The 16,207-nt window shown below is 59.4% G+C and carries 15 protein-coding genes and 2 pseudogenes; 3 read left to right on the top strand and 14 right to left on the bottom strand.

Annotated features, from left to right (window positions below; translation table 11 throughout):
* Positions 1 to 216: 216 nt before the first annotated feature.
* Positions 217 to 1,152 (top strand): AraC family transcriptional regulator, encoded by a 936-nt coding sequence (locus tag AC1DLT_RS22760; RefSeq protein ID WP_477488257.1) that lies wholly within the window; start codon positions 217 to 219, stop codon positions 1,150 to 1,152.
* Between the two features lie 585 nt (positions 1,153 to 1,737).
* Positions 1,738 to 1,986 (top strand): hypothetical protein, encoded by a 249-nt coding sequence (locus AC1DLT_RS22755; protein WP_040124144.1) that lies wholly within the window; start codon positions 1,738 to 1,740, stop codon positions 1,984 to 1,986.
* Positions 1,987 to 2,040: 54 nt separating this feature from the next.
* Here the strand turns inward: AC1DLT_RS22755 and AC1DLT_RS22750 are convergent, their stop codons facing one another.
* Complete coding sequence (locus tag AC1DLT_RS22750; protein ID WP_477488256.1) at positions 2,041 to 2,790, bottom strand: SDR family NAD(P)-dependent oxidoreductase; 750 nt, start codon at positions 2,788 to 2,790, stop codon at positions 2,041 to 2,043.
* Between the two features lie 97 nt (positions 2,791 to 2,887).
* Between AC1DLT_RS22750 and AC1DLT_RS22745 the strand changes: the two genes are divergently transcribed.
* Positions 2,888 to 3,784: a LysR family transcriptional regulator gene (locus AC1DLT_RS22745; protein WP_477488255.1), complete on the top strand. Its 897-nt coding sequence runs from the start codon at positions 2,888 to 2,890 to the stop codon at positions 3,782 to 3,784.
* A gap of 94 nt (positions 3,785 to 3,878) precedes the next feature.
* On the opposite strand, the gene AC1DLT_RS22740 is transcribed toward AC1DLT_RS22745, so the two are convergent.
* From AC1DLT_RS22740 to AC1DLT_RS22680, 13 genes and pseudogenes are all read right to left on the bottom strand, one after another.
* A complete protein-coding gene (locus tag AC1DLT_RS22740) occupies positions 3,879 to 4,526 on the bottom strand; it encodes an HD domain-containing protein (RefSeq protein WP_477488254.1) in 648 nt (215 codons plus the stop codon).
* A gap of 134 nt (positions 4,527 to 4,660) precedes the next feature.
* A complete protein-coding gene (locus tag AC1DLT_RS22735) occupies positions 4,661 to 5,578 on the bottom strand; it encodes an MBL fold metallo-hydrolase (RefSeq protein ID WP_437179070.1) in 918 nt (305 codons plus the stop codon).
* A gap of 397 nt (positions 5,579 to 5,975) precedes the next feature.
* Positions 5,976 to 6,341: a response regulator transcription factor gene (locus tag AC1DLT_RS22730; RefSeq protein WP_040124136.1), complete on the bottom strand. Its 366-nt coding sequence runs from the start codon at positions 6,339 to 6,341 to the stop codon at positions 5,976 to 5,978.
* 57 nt (positions 6,342 to 6,398) lie between these two features.
* Positions 6,399 to 8,117, bottom strand: a pseudogene (locus tag AC1DLT_RS22725) (PAS domain-containing protein); the annotation flags it as partial.
* A 339-nt stretch (positions 8,118 to 8,456) separates the two neighbouring features.
* Positions 8,457 to 9,020, bottom strand: a pseudogene (locus AC1DLT_RS22720) (PAS domain-containing protein); the annotation flags it as partial.
* A 270-nt stretch (positions 9,021 to 9,290) separates the two neighbouring features.
* On the bottom strand, positions 9,291 to 10,781 hold the full coding sequence (locus AC1DLT_RS22715; RefSeq protein ID WP_477488253.1) for a mechanosensitive ion channel family protein: 1,491 nt from the start codon (positions 10,779 to 10,781) through the stop codon (positions 9,291 to 9,293).
* Between the two features lie 24 nt (positions 10,782 to 10,805).
* Positions 10,806 to 11,237 (bottom strand): CBS domain-containing protein, encoded by a 432-nt coding sequence (locus AC1DLT_RS22710; protein WP_247136560.1) that lies wholly within the window; start codon positions 11,235 to 11,237, stop codon positions 10,806 to 10,808.
* A gap of 135 nt (positions 11,238 to 11,372) precedes the next feature.
* Positions 11,373 to 11,786, bottom strand: coding sequence for a cupin domain-containing protein (locus AC1DLT_RS22705; protein WP_477488252.1), 414 nt, complete (start codon positions 11,784 to 11,786; stop codon positions 11,373 to 11,375).
* Positions 11,787 to 11,860: 74 nt separating this feature from the next.
* Positions 11,861 to 12,619, bottom strand: a complete 759-nt coding sequence (locus AC1DLT_RS22700) for an SDR family oxidoreductase (protein WP_247136559.1) — start codon at positions 12,617 to 12,619, stop codon at positions 11,861 to 11,863.
* Between the two features lie 53 nt (positions 12,620 to 12,672).
* Positions 12,673 to 13,458, bottom strand: coding sequence for an alpha/beta fold hydrolase (locus AC1DLT_RS22695; RefSeq protein WP_477488251.1), 786 nt, complete (start codon positions 13,456 to 13,458; stop codon positions 12,673 to 12,675).
* Positions 13,459 to 13,784: 326 nt separating this feature from the next.
* The gene (locus AC1DLT_RS22690; RefSeq protein WP_247033831.1) at positions 13,785 to 14,435 is read right to left on the bottom strand and encodes a response regulator transcription factor; all 651 of its coding nucleotides are present in this window, start codon (positions 14,433 to 14,435) and stop codon (positions 13,785 to 13,787) included.
* 223 nt (positions 14,436 to 14,658) lie between these two features.
* Positions 14,659 to 15,198 (bottom strand): RrF2 family transcriptional regulator, encoded by a 540-nt coding sequence (locus AC1DLT_RS22685; RefSeq protein WP_477488250.1) that lies wholly within the window; start codon positions 15,196 to 15,198, stop codon positions 14,659 to 14,661.
* Positions 15,199 to 15,329: 131 nt separating this feature from the next.
* The gene (locus AC1DLT_RS22680; protein WP_477488249.1) at positions 15,330 to 16,079 is read right to left on the bottom strand and encodes a sensor histidine kinase; all 750 of its coding nucleotides are present in this window, start codon (positions 16,077 to 16,079) and stop codon (positions 15,330 to 15,332) included.
* Positions 16,080 to 16,207 lie beyond the last annotated feature (128 nt).

The raw sequence follows: 16,207 nt of genomic DNA, 5'->3' as shown, positions 1-16,207 counted from the left end.
ATGCCGATATTGGCGCCAGCAAATGCTTTGATTGTGAACGCTATCCCTGAGCACAGGATGTTTCCTCAGATAGTCGGCGTTAAGCACGGCATTTGCTAAGGACTGTCCATTCGCCGGAACAGATCGGCATACTCCAGTGGCCAATATCGTCAGCGGTAGCTGCATTCTATCTTCCTTTCACGTTCTCGACGACGAGTTCGCTGGAGGGATTGAAGCATGGCTCCTCTCAAATTTCAGGCGCTTCCTCCTGATGTGATGGCAAATGCCAGACCGCAGGAGGGACATGTGTCACCGGACCGCGAAATGGAGCGCGTCCTGCGCACTGCCCCGGTGGAATCCTTTCGTATCGACGATCCCTTTGATACCCGGCTCGCCCGATGGAAACACAACCCGTTCCACGACGTCGTGCACCCCATGTCGGATCACGTGATCATGACCTATCTCGGCGCTATGCAGCGGCTGGAGCGCCGGTCCGGGAAGGCATATGCGACAGGTATGGGACGCCAAGGCAGCATAACCTTCATCCCGGCAGGATCGACGTCACGTTGGGATATTCACGGCCCGATGGACATCGTGCAACTCTATCTCTCCCCGGATCTCCTGGATCGGGTTGCCCGGGAATGCCCCGGGGAAGGTCGATCGTTGGTCGAGAGTACAGCGCAACAGGACAACGTGATGGCGACCCTGCTTACGATGGCGCATCAGTCGTCCAATGGTATCAGCAGCCTGGACGGGCTCTATCGCCAGCAGCTTGCAAGCCTGATCGCCATCCATCTGGTGAAAACCCATGCCGGCGTTTGCGAGGCGTTAGAAAAAGCCTCGGGCGGCCTGGCGCCGGGGATTTTGCGGATGTCGCTCGAGCGGCTGTCGTCTGAAAAGGAGGAGGATCTTTCGCTCGGCGCGCTCGCCGAAGCGGCCAACCTTTCCCGCTTTCACTTCTGCCGCGCGTTTAAGAAAAGCACCGGCATGACACCCTACGAATGGTTGCGCCAGAGGCGGATGGAACAGGCCATGGCCATGCTGCGGGATCCCATGATGCAGATCACGGATATCGCAGGCGTGCTGGGCTACGGGACCCTCACCGCCTTCTGTGTGGCCTTCAAGCGCCATACGGGCCTGACCCCCGGCGAATGGCGGCGGGCGGCCCTATAGACCGCAATCCCTCAACATTCCGAGCAACTCTGAAATGTCTTCAGCGTCTCCTTTGCGATATTCTTTGAAAATCGACAGTCAAAGTTAAGGAGAAGCAATGATCAAGAAACGTTAGTGACCCAGTAGCGATTGTTTAAGTCAATGATATACCTTTCGTGAAGGCGTCTATGCTATTTATTTCAGAAAGTGATCAGACGTTACTTCTATTACCGATGTAACATCATGATCAGGAATGGACCCCGTCACTGGAATACGAATGTAAACCCATAAGGAGAATGACATGCTGAGAGAAGCCACTCTCTACGCTCTGTCCGGACTGCTTGTTTCGTCGGCTCTCGTCGGAACGCCGGTCGATTTCGGAAAGGAGCATCGTGAACCTTCTGGACGGTCGGCGCTCACGACCGCTGCAGTCGCTTATAACTCTGGAAAACCAGACGTAATTCGTCCTCGCACGTCTCGCGACAACCGAAAACCGGGCGACGAAGACATCAACTAACTCCGTCCCGCAGTTCATGCAATCCACCGAAACATTCCGCAGGTGAGGTCGCAACCCAGCACCTCGGACAACTCTGAAGGAGATCAACCATGACAAACATCAAGACCGCTTTCGCTCTCGTACTGATTGCCGCAGCAGGCTCTGCCAGCGTTACCTATGCAGAGGGAGATTATTACGAAGGTGCCCAGAAGAATACCGTCAGGCAACAGTCCCGCCCGCCGGTTAGCCGGGACTATACCGGTTCGGTGTCGCACACAGCTCCCGCGTACGGCCGTCTCCTGGATGAGAAGGCCATCGATAGCGGCGATTACTATGAAGGAATCCAGCGTCCAAACTGACGAAGTATATTCGTCCGAAGCAGCCAACCCGTAGGGGTTGGCTGCTTCGATCCTTTAGGCCAGCGTCATGCCGCCATCGACATGCAATTCGACACCGTTGACGAAGCTTCCCGCTGCCGAAGCAAGAAACAGGGCCGCGCGGGCGACTTCCTCCGGACGCCCCATCCGCCCAGCAGGGATAAGGGATGCCATGTAGTCCTCGAACGCCGGGCGATCGGCCTCCGAAACGCCCAGCTTGCCGAGGATGGCGGTTTCCACCGGTCCGGGGCTGAGGATATTGACGCGGATCTTCCGCGGCTTGAACTCGATCGCCCAGTTCTTCGCGAACGCGGCAACAGCCGCTTTGGAGCCGGCATAAACGATGTGATTTGGCAGGACCTTGGTGGCGGCGAGCGAGCTCGTAACGATGATGTTGCCGCCGACCCGGATCAGCGGGGCGATCGCCTGCACGCCAAGGAAAACACCGCGGGTATTGGTGGCAAAGTGCCGGTCGTAGTCCTCCAGTGTAACGGTGTCAGAGGCGGTAAGGTTGATGACGCCGGCATTAGCCAGATAGATGTCCAGCCCGCCAAAGCGCGTCTTCACCACGTCCGCAAGCTTTTGATGATGCTCCGGATCGGCGACGTCGCCGACGAGGCCAAGTGCGCCATGGCCGATCTCGCTAACCGCCCGATCAACGATGTCCTGACGCCGGCCGGTGATAACGACCTGAGCGCCTTCCTCTGCGAACAGTCGGGCGGTTGCCTTACCGATACCGCTATTGCCGCCTGTGATTACGGCGACCTTGTCTGCAAGATGCTGCATTTTGTTTATCTCCTTTTCTTTCGAGGATGAGATAAATGCTAGCGGTGCGAGCTATTAGCCCCCTGTCGGGCACATGATCTGTGCCATGGAGATGTAAATGCCGAACCTGCTGGATGAAACGTCAGGTTTGATGGCGTTCGTGAGGACCGTGGAAGCGGGATCGTTCACGGCGGCGGCGCGCGATCTCAGCACGACACCATCGGCGGTTTCGAAAAGCGTGGCACGGCTGGAGAAGAAGATCGGTACACGGCTTTTCCTGCGCTCGACTCGAGCGCTGACCCTGACGCAGGACGGGCAGGCATTTTTCGAGCGCGTCGCTCCGCTGCTGCGCGAACTCGATGCGAGCGATGAAGCCATCCGGCCAGAAGCGGCTCCCTCCGGCAGGCTGCGGATCAGCATGCCCGGCGAGCTTGCACCGCTGCTACTCCCCCGCCTGTTCGGTACGTTTGCGAAGGATTATCCGGACCTCCAGCTCGATATCGGGCTGACCGATCGTTTCGTCAATCTAGTTCGTGAGGACTATGACGTCGTCCTGCGCGCCGGCTCGCCAATGCAGGAGGATCTGATCGTCCGCCGCCTGGCGGATCTACCGATGGCGATCGTCGCCTCCCCGGCTCTTCTTGAATTAACCGGACGTCTAAGATCAGTGGATGACCTCCCAGGTTTACCTTTTGCGCGCTACACCATGGATGGTGCCGTACAACCTGTCAGGCTTGCGGACGGCACGACGTTCATTCCGAGGGGACGGGTCGATTGCGACACGGGCTCGGCCCTGATCCAGGCTGCATTGAGCGGGCTTGGCGCGGCCTTTCTTCTGCGATGCCTCGTCGCAGACGACGTGCGAGCCGGCACGCTCGTCGATCTCGCGCCGGAAATCGCACTTCCGAAGCTCCCCCTTAATATACTGCATGCTTATGGGCGGACTGTTCCGGCACGTGTAAGACTATTTTGCGATTACATGGCCGGCGAGGCCAGAACCCTCGCCGACCTGTAACTTGGGTGGGTGACAACCGATATCCTGCCTGGTTCTTCGTCGCCGTCCCAGATGGGCGAGGTACCGTTCTGCACCAGGCCGTAAAGTATGCCCATCATTCGTCGAAGGGAGCGGCGGCAACGAGATCGACCGAGGAAGGAACCGTATAGCCCGGAACGAAACGCTCGCCGAAGTCCCGCACGAAATTGTCATAGGTGGTTTCCGGCTGCGTTTTCGCGATATGGCAGAAACACGAGGTCATTTCTCGCTTCATTCCGAGCCGCGGGAATTCGGCAACGATCGCCCGCACGTCAGATGATGGGATGAAGCTATATTTCAGACCGACCACATCAAAACAAATGCCGGTAGTACAAAGGGCCACTTCAGCCTCCTTGTAGAGCCCGATCGACGGCGTCGAATTGAGCGCAACGCTGTCCCAGATCAACTGGGCGCGCCGTCCGTTGAGCCCCGCTTCCGTCGCGAAATCTCGGGCAAGGTCGGCTGCTTCCACTTCGAAGCGGCGAGGCCCCGCAAATCGATCGTTGAGGGTTATGTCATGCAGCAGCGCGCCGATGGCAAGCACTTCGGCGTCATGGGCTATGTTCTGCAGCTCAGCGAGCTTTACCGCAAAAAGCCAGGAACGCATGACATGATTGAAGAGATAGGGCTCGTAGGCATGGTGCGCGTGCTCTATCGCGCGGTCTATGAGCCGGTTGTGAGGAACCGAAATACCGGCGACTATGCGCATTTCCGTCGCAGTCATGTCATCACCTTTTCTGGGGCTTTAGCGCTAGTATTGTCGATCGCGCGAGCAGAAATCCGCTGACGCGAAATTGCCGCGAAAAAACTGCATGCGATCTTCTGAATGTCAGACCGCATGCAGTCGCCTATAGATCGTCAGTAGTCCCAGAAAACCGGAACCCAACGGAAGGCGTCGCCGTCGACTGCGACATGCCCGACCGAAGGGAACGGCATGTGGGTGGCGACCAGCAGTTCGCCTGTCGCCGCCAGCTCCCGCAAAAGCCGAACCCGAACGCGGGCAGCTTCCTCGGGGTCATGCTCAAAACCATTGAACCAGCCGGGATGCTCGAAGCCGACCGCAAAGACGGCGTCGCCTGCAAACATCAGCCGGTCTTTTCCGGAAGCGACGCGGACCACGCTATGTCCGGGCGTATGGCCACCGGTGCGGGAGACGACGACGCCCGGAGCCACCTCTTGTTCCTCGTCGAAAAGGCGCAGCTGGTTGTGGTATTCCTCGGCGAACCGTTTGGCCGCCGCCCGAAGCGCATCCGGGAAACCGGGAGGCATGTTTACACGCGTGAAATCAGGCGCTTCCCAGAATTTAACCTCGGCTGCGGCAACGTGAATCCGCAGGTCGGGACGTAGCCGCTCCTTCACGCCATCGACGATCAGCCCGCCGACGTGGTCCATGTGCATATGGGTCAGCACCACGTCGGTCACCGATCCGAGATCGATGCCGGCGCTCTCCAATCGCTTGACCAGCTGGCCGGCCCGCGGGAGGTTCAATTCCGGATCCAGCCCCAGACCGGCGTCGATCAGGATAACCTGTGCGCCGCTACGCACAACAACCGCGTTCAGCGCCCAGTCGAAAGCTTCCTGCGGCAGGAACATACTGTCCAGCCAGGTGGCACGTTCTGCCGCATCGGCATTGTGGCCCAACATCTTGGTCGGAAGGGGCAGCACGCCATCGCTGATTACCAACACTTCGATCTCGCCAATGTTCACCGCATAACGCGACGGAACCAGTTCTTCAGTTGCCGGCCTGCCGGAGCGTGAAGTGTTCTCGATATTCATTTTTGTCTCCTGCTGACCCATCATGGGGGGATTTGCTTCTGCCTGCGTCATAACGCGCTCCTGTTCTGCGGGATTGGAACGTGCGGGGCACGAACCATGCGACGGAGTGTATTGGCGCGCTTTTTGGCGGTCGATTGGGCCGAGGGAGAGGGAGGGCTACACCCAAGAACAGGTAGGTTCTCCCGTTCGTTTACGAGAACGAGGATTAAGTTATGGCCCCGCCATTATTGAGGATGGAGACGCTGATATCTTGAGGATAGGTCCTGGACGAGCGGTGAATCGCTGGTTCATCAATACAGGCGCTCCAAGCCGATGCTTGGCCAATCGAACCGGCCACGTCTGCGATGAAACAGCCGTGATCTCGTGACCAGGAAAAGCGATGGAAACTCAGGGGCGCTCAGTCTTGCCGCTTGCCTAGCGCATCACGAACGGCCGCAAGCAGAGCATGTCCGTCAAAGGGTTTTCGCAGAAAACCGCCGGCGCCACGGGCTCGGTCCTGATCGGCTATCTCATGCCGCCCGGTGATCAGGAATACGGGAAGTTGCGGGTTCTCCCGCCTGGCAAGGTCGCGAAGCTCAAACCCATCGACCCCAGGCATGCCGATATCGGTGATCAACACATCGACGCCCGCAAGCCCGCGGGCGAGCAGCAATTCTGCGGAAGAGAAGCTGCGGATCAAATATCCGGCCGACTCCAGCAATTCTTCCAGTGATGCAAGAACCCTTGGATCGTCATCGACAACCGCCACCACGGGCTTGCTCATGTTATGCTTCCTCCTGGCCGGTGCGAGTTAGTTTCCGACATATCCGACAACCCGCGATCATGAACCTGCACCTCCATCCGCCGGTAGCGTGAATATGAACTTGGTGCCTCGCGGTTCGTTCCCTTCCGCCCAAAGCTGCCCCCCATGTGCCTCGACGATCGAGCGCGAGATCGCGAGCCCCATGCCCATTCCCTGATCTTTTGTCGTGAAGAAAGGCTCGAATATCTTGTCGGGGAACTGGATGCCGCGTCCCCGGTCGCTAACCTCGATGCGAGCCATGTCGCCCATTCGATGGGCCCGAACCTGAAGGATCCTGTCTTTCGGAACGGAAGCCATGGCGTCCATGCCATTGCGCATGAGATTGACCAGGACCTGCTGGATCTGGACCCGATCGAACGGGACGAGCCTAATGCCGCTTTCGCCCTCGACATCAATGCGGATGCGGCGCCGCGATGCCTCTTCGGCAAGCAGATCGCGGGCCTCGAACACGACGCCGCCAAGCGCCACGCAATCCCTCTTGGCAGGGGTTTGCTTGAACAGGGCACGGATGCGGCCGACGACGTCGGCAGCAGAGTTCGCGCTATGGACGATACGATCCAGCGTTTTCTGCGCCCTTTCGATATTCGGCGGTTCAGCATTGAGCCAGCGCTGGCAGGCACTCGAATAGTTCATCACCGCCGACAGAGGTTGATTGACCTCGTGGGCAATGGATGCCGAAAGCTCGGCAAGACTGGCAGCCTGGCTTGCGCGCGCAAGGTTCTCCTGGGCCAGGCGCAGTTCCTCCTGCGCACGCACTTGATCCTCGATATCGAAGCAAATGCCATTCCACTGCACGATCGTGCCCTCACCGTTGCGCATCGCCGCTGCGCGCGTTTCCACCCAGCGATACACGCCGTCGAACCGCCTCAGGCGATGCCTCTGTGCATAGGGTTCGCCGGTCGATAGCGAATGGCCATATCGTTCTTTGATGGTCGGCAGGTCATCGGGGTGGATTACGGCTTCGAGTGTGCCATCCAGCCGAGGCTTTCCTGCCTCATCCTTGTCTTCGAGATTGAATCCGAGGTATTCGCGAAGTTTTTGACTGCGATATATCGGTTTGCCGTCCGGCATGGCGCAATAAATCAATGCGGGCAGCGTTTCGACGAGCTGTTGAAGATGCCGTTCGCTCACGCGCACCGCCTCCTCGGCCATCACCAGATCGTGGATGTCGGAACTCACGCCGTACCATTGGAGGATGATGCCGGTCTCGTCCCGTAAGGGTTCCGCCCGGGTCTCCGTCCAGCGATAACTGCCATCGGCACGGCGCTGACGATATCTCTGGATATACGGAGCGCCCGTGGCGAATGAATGCCGGACGGCCTGGCGCACCAATTCCCGACTATCCGGGTGTACGACGCTCAGTGAAGGCGACCCATCCGGTGCTGTGATATCCTTGAGAGTAGCGCCCGTCACTTCGGTAAAAGGTTTGTTGACATAAGTCGGCGTTCCGTCGGCCGTTGTGCTCCAGATCAGCGCGGGCACGGTGTCAATAAGTTGTTGCAGTTGCCTTTCACGCTCGCGTAGGGCCGCTTCCGTTCTTTTGTAGACGTCGATATCCAGTGTCGCACCGTACCATCCTGTGATGCGTTCCTGACTGTCGCGTGTCGGCCGGGCCGCGGCGCGATGCCAGACATAGGCTCCATTGGCGCGTAATACCCGATATTCGACATTCCAGTGTTCACCCGTCCTCAGGGCCTGGCGCAACGACTCGCCGACCCGTTTGCGATCCTCCGGATGCGTACCTCGCTGCCAACCCTGCTCGCCGCCTTCCAGGAATGGTTTGCCCTCCAGCAGCTCGTTCAGGTCCTCGAGCGTCATCGCTATAGAGGTCTGCGCAGTCGGCGTTGCGTAGGTGAACTGCCCGGACGCGTCCATCGCCCATGCGCCGCCATAGAGGTTCTCGATGGCAAGCGCAGCCCGCACCGCTTCACCGGTCTCACCGAAAGAGCTCGCGGTCGTCCACCGCTTATCCTGCCTTGCCACCGCCGGATCCACATCGACGCTGATGCCGTATTCGGGTTCCACCCGAAACTCGACCCAGCGGTAGTTCCCATCGGCTTGAAGCTGCCGGTAGCTGCTGACCTGAGGAACGCCGTGAAAGAACGCCCGCGCAGTTGCCTGCTCCACGGTGGGTCGGTCGTGCGGGTGAACGGCGTCCATCGACAAGAACGCTTCGGGTGTGGTGTTGTTGAGCGCGCGGGCGACGCCGACAATACGGTCGCGCCGCGGCGACGGGGTATCGGTATCGATCACCGTACCATACCACCCGGTAATGGTACCGTCGTCGTTGCGTACCGGATGCCCGGTGCTGCGCGTCCAGCCCCACATACCGTCCGCACGCAGCATGCGATGTTCCACGTTGTAATGTTCGCCAGTCTGCAGGCAACGCTGCCACATGGCGGCCGCGCCTTCGTAGTCCTCCGGATGGACGACCCGGCTCCAGCCCAAAGTATTGTCGTCCAGTGGCGAGTTGAGGTCTTCCAAAGCGAGACCGAAAAAGGCGAGTGCGGCCGGCGTCACATAGATAAAATTGCCGCCCGCATCGGTTGCCCAGCCATTGCCGGTGATCCGCTCGACGACCTTTGCCGCCTGTACGGCATCAATATCGGGTGACCTTACCGATCCCCCACCACTACCCATCCCCGAAGCTCCGGCGGACTTCGACATGCCTCAACCCGATCCCATTTCATTTGAGATCGCCATGGTGCGCTTAAATCGAAACTACGCCACGGCCTCTCCACAAAAGACGGTATACGGGAGCTTGCGACAAAAACACCTGTTCCGAAGGATAGGGCGAAGATTCGCGAGGCAATTCAGCTTTCGATCGTAGCAAGTGCCAGCAGATATCCGATCCAAGCGCGGCGCAAAGAGGCAATGCCGGGATCGTGCGGCTCGCTTTGCCCTCCATATTCAGCTGCTGAAGATCGTCCGGATCGACTTCAGAAAAGCGGTGGCAGTCCGCTCGTGTTTCTCTTCTGCAAGTCGTAGATCGCGGATGTCGCCAGAGCCCGAGGACAGCATTGCCGCGATCTCCTCGGCTATTGCCGGTCGTTCGGCGATCAGCTGCGCAAAACTTTTCTGGTCGATCTCGTAAGCAGTGACTCGCGTCAGGGCTTGCAGCGTGTAGGCTTCCTCCATTCCCGCCAGAAGGCCGGTTCCCCCAAAGAAGTCGCCCGAGGAAAGGCGTCTTTTTTCCTGTTCGTCGTGCTGCATCGATACGACGCCGGTGCGGATGATCATCATCCAAGGTAGCGCCTGCCCCTGGGCGACGATGACGTCACCCTTGCGATATTCGCGCTCGATGCCAGACTGAGCCAATTTTTCTCTTTCGGATTGCGTCAGCCCGGAGAGGATCGGGTTCTCATCGATAACCTCCTGCAGCATCGCTTCAGGCGGTCGAGGTGTTTCTTTCAAGTAAGTTCCGTCCGCGATGGCGATCGCCGAGGGTGGCATCGCAAGGTGCAGCCCGGACGATCGGCAATGACGGTAGAATCGATCGATCACCTCGTTCTGAGCCGTTATTCTCAGCAGTGGATTGCTCACGCGGAAAAACAGACGGATTTCCAGCGCGGTGGCATCGAGGCCGCTGAACGAGACCAGTGGCGGTGGCTCGCGCATGATCGAATTGCAGCCGGCCAGAACCGTCAACATGGCCTCCTCGACAATCGAGGGTGCGTGCGTCGGGACCAGCCGTACCGTCATCTTCAGGAGATGCGTTTCGTCGGGCCGGCTGACATTGGTCAGCTTCAGCTTGGCAAGGACACTGTTAGGCAGCACGACGATATTGTTGGCGCCCGTCAGAATTTGCGTCGAACGCCAGGTGCTTGCGGTAACTCGTCCTTCCGTGCCGTCCTCAAGGAGAATCCAGTCGCCTAGCGCATAAGTATGCCCGAGATTGAGGGCGACACCGGAGAAGACGTCGCCGAGTGTATTCTGAAGGGCAAGACCAAGCGCAATGGCGATGACGCCGGACGTCGCGATCAGCGTTCCGACAGGAGCGCCGAAAACGAAAGCCAGGGCGGCGAGCGTGACGCACATATAGACGACGCCGACGACAATATCCTGCAGCAGGCGGGCCTCGCGAGGCCTACCTTCCAAAACCAGATAGATACGCACGAACCCGATGACGGCCCAGGAGAGATGGAGCCACCACAACAATTGGCCGAAGACGATGAATACGGCACGCTCGTCGCCGATCCGCAGGCCTTGGGATTGACCGAGCGGAATATCTTCGAAAACGAGGACGGAGGTCATGGCCGTGAAAAAGACGATCTGCACCACGAGCCGCAGATTGGAGCGCAATGGGCCGATGAGCTTCCAAACGGCCATCCCGGTCAAACCTAGAATGATCAGCCATGCGAGCGGTTCGGCGGCGATTTCACCCAGATATGCCTGAAACATGATGATCGTCCCGGTGTTCGGAGGTCAGTAGCCGATGCCGGCGACGTAGTTCGCCAGCATGTGTTCCTGCAACTGCTCCTGCTCGAAGAGAACCTTTAGGGCGTCGCGGATATCGAGAACGCCGAGAGGCTTTGCATCCGCGCCGAGGACCGGCATGTTCTGGATGCGGTTTTCCACCATGACCTGCCATGTCGCCTGTAGTTCATCTGCCGGGCTGCAGGAAATGATGTTGCGGCTCATCAGCGCCTCGACGCTTGCATTCGCCTCGCGGTCAGCCAGATGGCGAATAAGATCGGATTTGCTGAGTACCCCGGCTGCCTTTCCGTGTCGCTCGCTGACGACGACAAGTCCAATGCCCGGATTGGAAAGTGTTAGGGCGGCGGCCTGCAGTGTAGCGGCGACATCGATCACCATCAGGCGGGCCGATGTCATGGGATAGAGTTTTTCGATGCGCATGGTTTTCCTCCTGACGGCGCTCGCGGGCACGGCCGGGCATGTCGGTATTGATTGCAATCGGAACCGGAATGGCGCCGGCCAGAGGGCGCCATTCCGTCATTGATGTCAGGCGAGAACCGCCTTTCCCGTTCGAGCTTACTTTTCGTAGGTCGTCAGATTGGTTTCATTCGTGTCGACCACGAACACGGCAAGGAGGCGAGCGCGCTCCGTCTTGCTTGCATTTTCGCTCACGGCGTGATGGTCGCCGGGAAACTCGGAAAAGTTCTCGCCGACATGGTAGACGGTCACCGGCCCGCCATTGACCTTGCTGGTTATCGCTCCTTCCAGAACCGTCGCATAAATGAAGGCGGATTTGGGATGCGTGTGAGCGGGCGAGGTGCCGCCAGGCGCATATTCGACGAGCACGCCCTTCATGCTCTTACCGGGCACGTTGGGCAGTGGCTGGTCGTAGACCACCGTTACCTTTTCATCGCTGTGGTCATCATCCGCCGAAACCGCAGCCGCGGAGGCAAATACGAGAGCCGCCGCGCAAAGAAGTATCCTGATCATCTTCGTCTCCTGGTAAATAAGGCTTGCCAACCCGAAAGACCGGTGAAGCCGGGAGGAATTTGCGAGGGAGTCGCTTACTTTTTCTGGGCGGCAGGGGACTGGAGCCAGTCCTCGAAGCGAATCGCGCCAAGGCGGGCGCCGGCATCCGGAACCAGTGTCCGGTCGTCGATCTCGACCTCGAAATAACGGGCATGCGGATCGGCGAGGATGGTACGCGGATCGTGGGTGGCCTTGAGGTAACGCCCGATGAATTCATTCATCGGTGCGCGCTCGGGGCCGGCGATCTCGATCATACCGTTCGCCGGTTCGGCTAGAGCGGCATCAGCCATGGCGTCGGCAACGTTGTCTGCTGCGATCGGCTGAAAAGCGCCCGTCGGCACGCGAACATTCGTTCCTTCGGTTGCCGACTGGGCGATGGCACCCACGAACTCGAAGAACTGGGTGGCATGGACGATTGTGTAAGGCACTCCTGAGCTGCGGATATGCTCTTCCTGACGCAGCTTGGCGCGGAAATATCCCATCGCCTGCATACGGTCCGTGCCGACGACTGACAACGCGACATGATGACGAACGCCTGCGGTCTTTTCCGCCGCAAAGAGGTTGCGACCAGCTGCATCGAAAAATTCCATGGCGGCTTTCTCGTCGAAGGACGGCGAGTTCGCCAGGTCGATAACCACCTCGGCACCGGTCAGAGCTCCAGCAAGACCTTCTCCAGTCACTGTGTTCACGCCCGAATTTGGAGATGCAGCAAGCACCTCATGTCCCTTCTTGCGAAGCCGTTCGACGGTTTTCGAACCAATGAGGCCCGTGCCTCCAATAACGACGATCTTCATGTCCTATCTCCTGGTTTCAAGTTTGATATTGAGTTGCGGGTCTGCTGCCGGCGTTATTCCGCCGAGGCTGCTTCCTCGATCAGAGAGGCTATTTCCTTGGGATGCGAGACCGTCAGGGCATGCGAACCGCCCTCGATGACGATGGTCTTCACCGCATGCGCTCGCTTCGCCATGAAGCTCATCACGGCTGGCGGGATGTTGCGATCGGCGGAACCGTAAATCGCGTAGGAAGGCAGCGTCTTCCAAGAGGCGGCGCCCGACGGTTCGGCCAATGCGGCCTGCGCGATTGGGCGCTGGGTGGCCGCCATCAGCCGCGCCGCGTCTTCGGGCACGTCGGCGGCAAACTGATCGTGGAACCGGTCCGGCCGGATGTAAAGATCTTGGCCGCCGCCCGGCAGCGCAGTCGTCGTCAACGCGTCCCCCAGCGTGCTGCCGGGAAATTTTCCCGAAAGGCTCGCGCTGGATTCACCGGTCTCCGGAGCAAAGGCGGCGACGTAGACCAAGGCCTTCACATTCGAATTTCCGTTCGCCGCTTCGGTGATGACCGGGCCACCGTAGGAATGACCGACCAGCACGACCGGTCCCGAAATCGAGCGGAGGACGCTTGCGACAGTCGCGGCATCGCTGGCAACGCTGCGGAGCGGATTGGCAGCGGCGATCGCCGTATAGCCGTCCTTGGCGAGCGCACCGATCACGCCGTTCCAGCTCGACGACTCGGCGAATGCGCCGTGCACCAGCACGATCGTCGGCTTGGCTCGCGGTTCCGCGGCCTGTGCGAATGCCGCAACTGCCGTGCCCACCGTTGCGGCGAGCGTCAGAGTTTTGATGATATCGCGCATCTTATGTCTCCTGTTAGAGCCTCTTCGACCGGTCAGGAGAATGCGTCACGGCGGGCCGCCAGCCTATCGAACAGAGGCATCGACCATCTAGTCCCAGAGTACAGGTAGGATAGATCGGGTGATTAGATTATCCTGCCTGAACTCAGGGCAATCGCTCCCGCGGCGAGCGAGGGGCTCATGCTTCGCCGATGATCGGCGGCTAAAGCTCGAAGACATTCCCCAGCCTTCAGGGCCCTGTGGCGAAGGAAGAGGCGTCCGGCGCTTATGCGCCAAGACTAGTCGCTTCGGGGGGCAGCTTTTGGTTGTGAGGATAGTATTGCGCAGACTCAAGCCTGCGGCGTCTCGCGAAGACTGGAGGGCAATGAATCCCAGGCGCGAATGAGTTCGCCGATGGAAATAGCCCGCATCTTGCGCATTACATTGCTGCGGTGGAGTTTAACGGTGATCTCGCTGATCCCGAGTTCGAAAGCGATCTGTTTGTTGAGGCGGCCGCGCGCAACTTCACGAAGTACCTGACGTTCGCGCGGCGTCAGCGTCGCGAACCGGCTGGAATGCTGATGGATGTTCTCCGCCTGCGCCCTCTGCTCCACGTCCCGCTGAATGCCTGCAATCACGGCGTCCAACAACGTCTGGTCGCGCACCGGTTTCGTCAGGAAATCGACGGCGCCGGCCTTCATGGCTTGCACCGTCATCGGAATGTCGCCGTATCCCGTGAGAAAGACGATGGGTTTCGTAATTCCGCGCGCCGAGAGTTGATGCTGCAAGTCAAGACCACTCGCGCCGGGCATTCTGACATCCAGCACCAGGCAGCCGGGCCGATCGGGGAGACCGGCGCTCAACAGTTCCCTGGGCGACGGGAAACAGGCGACATCAAGCCCGACAGATTCCATGAGTTCCTGAAGGGAGTTACGAACGTCTTCATCATCATCGACGACGAGAACCAGCGGATTATCTGCAACGACAGCTGAGGTTGCCATCTGATCATCTCCCGAGAAGGCAGATTATAGGTGCTACTATGCGCAGCGCGCTCGCCTTACCGCCCTGCGACCGAACGCACCCCGACAAGTGAAGGGCGCCGTTGCCGGCCAAGATAAATATATCCTTCATCAATCTGGGTCCCCTATCTGCCGGAGCGGCAGCATCTCAACTCCGCCTGGCTGCAATTGCCAGCCGCAATCCATGTCACGCGTCCCCAGCCCGTCAGGACAACGCTCTGTCTTCTGTTGCACCGCTTCGGGTCCGGCCCTTTGTTCTATCCGCAAGCCATTTGCGGACGTCGTCAGAGAATTCCGGCGGCGCCTTTCCACCGAGGTCGCCGGCAATATCGGCCAGCGTCTGGCTCGCAAGCGAATCCCGCATCGCCTTCTCCGCGCGCAACATCACCGCGTGGATTGCGCATACGCCTTTCGTTGCCCATGACGGCGGCCGCTCCCGATATACGGCGCAGCGGCCGCGGATCTCCTGGCAGTCGAACAAGGGTTTCTTACCTTCGATCGCATCGACAACCTCCAGAACCGTGATATCTCCGGGCTGCCTTGCGAGCAGATATCCCCCGTTGATGCCCTCGGAGGCGGACACGATCCCCGCCTTTTCCAGCTTCGGAAATACCTTCGCCAGAAAACTCCGGGAAACTCCCTGAAAATCCGCCAGGTCGCGGCTGCTGAGCGGCGTTCCGGGCGAACTCGCCAACCACAGGAGACAATGCAGTCCGTATTCCACACCTGCCGTCATATGCGCCATAACTCGGACTATAGTTGTCCGCGTTATGGCTGGCAAGCACTAATTTGAACTGGCCGGCGAAGCGCAACATTCGCTGCACGGAAATCAGCCGCCGCCGGAGACGGTAACGTCTTTCACTTCCGCTTAAGCCGTCATCGGCGTTCGGCAATCGGCAGATACAGGGTGACTTGCGTGCCGGCATTGAGTTTGCTTTCGACGGCGATATGTCCTCCCACGTCCTCGACGAACCGCTTGACCACCGGCAAGCCGAAGCCGCCAAGCCCCGTCGCTCTTGTTGTGAAGAAGGGCTCGAAGGCACGCAGCAGCGTATCCGGGCTCATGCCGAGGCCGTTGTCCACGATCTCTATCTCGACGGCCGCCGCATATCCGCCTTTTCCCGCGCTTCGCGCGGCAAGTGCGATAGTCCCTCCATCCGGCATGGCATCGCGCGCATTCGTCAGCAGGTTCATGACGGCGCCCTGCAAGTTGATCCGACTGCAGGTCAGGGGCGGCAGATTCGGCTCCACCTGCAGGTCGAGCCGGATTTCGGGCTGCCAGATGGTTTCGACCAACTCCCTAAGCTCCGTCAGGCAGCCAGCGACGCTGACGGCTTCCACCGAGGTCTCTCCCTCGCGTGCCCGGCGGAGGGTCTGCTCCACAAGCGCTCCGGCGCGTCCGAGAGACATTCTCGCACTGGCAACGATGGGCGGCAGACTCGGGTCCGCTGCCAGATGAGCGTTGCGGGAGAGGATGTTCAATGCGGATACCGCAACCTGTATGAGATTGCCCAGATCATGAACCGTGCCAGGCATGGAATCCGGCAGGCGACCCGTAGCCGCGGCACCGGCAACAGAAGGTGGAAAGCCTTTTTGGGCTTGTAGGCCTATTTCGGTATGCGACATGAGATCCTCCATGGGCGCGGAACAAGCCCAAAATCGGTCAGCAATGCAGCACAACCTAAGGGATGGCAGGGTTGGGATCGATCAAGCCAAGGATGGGACATGCCCATACCGAAGGATAGGTTTCACGC

Source organism: Neorhizobium sp. 05N33 (genome assembly GCF_056397445.1).
This window is presented reverse-complemented; position numbering and strand designations above follow the sequence as displayed.

Excerpts from the sequence above, each read along its gene's own strand:
- AC1DLT_RS22760 (WP_477488257.1), top strand. The coding sequence starts at position 217 with ATGGCTCCTCTCAAATTTCAGGCGCTTCCTCCTGATGTGATGGCAAAT.
- AC1DLT_RS22755 (WP_040124144.1), top strand. The coding sequence starts at position 1,738 with ATGACAAACATCAAGACCGCTTTCGCTCTCGTACTGATTGCCGCAGCA.
- AC1DLT_RS22750 (WP_477488256.1), bottom strand. The coding sequence starts at position 2,790 with ATGCAGCATCTTGCAGACAAGGTCGCCGTAATCACAGGCGGCAATAGC.
- AC1DLT_RS22745 (WP_477488255.1), top strand. The coding sequence starts at position 2,888 with ATGCCGAACCTGCTGGATGAAACGTCAGGTTTGATGGCGTTCGTGAGG.
- AC1DLT_RS22740 (WP_477488254.1), bottom strand. The coding sequence starts at position 4,526 with ATGACTGCGACGGAAATGCGCATAGTCGCCGGTATTTCGGTTCCTCAC.
- AC1DLT_RS22735 (WP_437179070.1), bottom strand. The coding sequence starts at position 5,578 with ATGAATATCGAGAACACTTCACGCTCCGGCAGGCCGGCAACTGAAGAA.
- AC1DLT_RS22730 (WP_040124136.1), bottom strand. The coding sequence starts at position 6,341 with ATGAGCAAGCCCGTGGTGGCGGTTGTCGATGACGATCCAAGGGTTCTT.
- AC1DLT_RS22715 (WP_477488253.1), bottom strand. The coding sequence starts at position 10,781 with ATGTTTCAGGCATATCTGGGTGAAATCGCCGCCGAACCGCTCGCATGG.
- AC1DLT_RS22710 (WP_247136560.1), bottom strand. The coding sequence starts at position 11,237 with ATGCGCATCGAAAAACTCTATCCCATGACATCGGCCCGCCTGATGGTG.
- AC1DLT_RS22705 (WP_477488252.1), bottom strand. The coding sequence starts at position 11,786 with ATGATCAGGATACTTCTTTGCGCGGCGGCTCTCGTATTTGCCTCCGCG.
- AC1DLT_RS22700 (WP_247136559.1), bottom strand. The coding sequence starts at position 12,619 with ATGAAGATCGTCGTTATTGGAGGCACGGGCCTCATTGGTTCGAAAACC.
- AC1DLT_RS22695 (WP_477488251.1), bottom strand. The coding sequence starts at position 13,458 with ATGCGCGATATCATCAAAACTCTGACGCTCGCCGCAACGGTGGGCACG.
- AC1DLT_RS22690 (WP_247033831.1), bottom strand. The coding sequence starts at position 14,435 with ATGGCAACCTCAGCTGTCGTTGCAGATAATCCGCTGGTTCTCGTCGTC.
- AC1DLT_RS22685 (WP_477488250.1), bottom strand. The coding sequence starts at position 15,198 with ATGGCGCATATGACGGCAGGTGTGGAATACGGACTGCATTGTCTCCTG.
- AC1DLT_RS22680 (WP_477488249.1), bottom strand. The coding sequence starts at position 16,079 with ATGTCGCATACCGAAATAGGCCTACAAGCCCAAAAAGGCTTTCCACCT.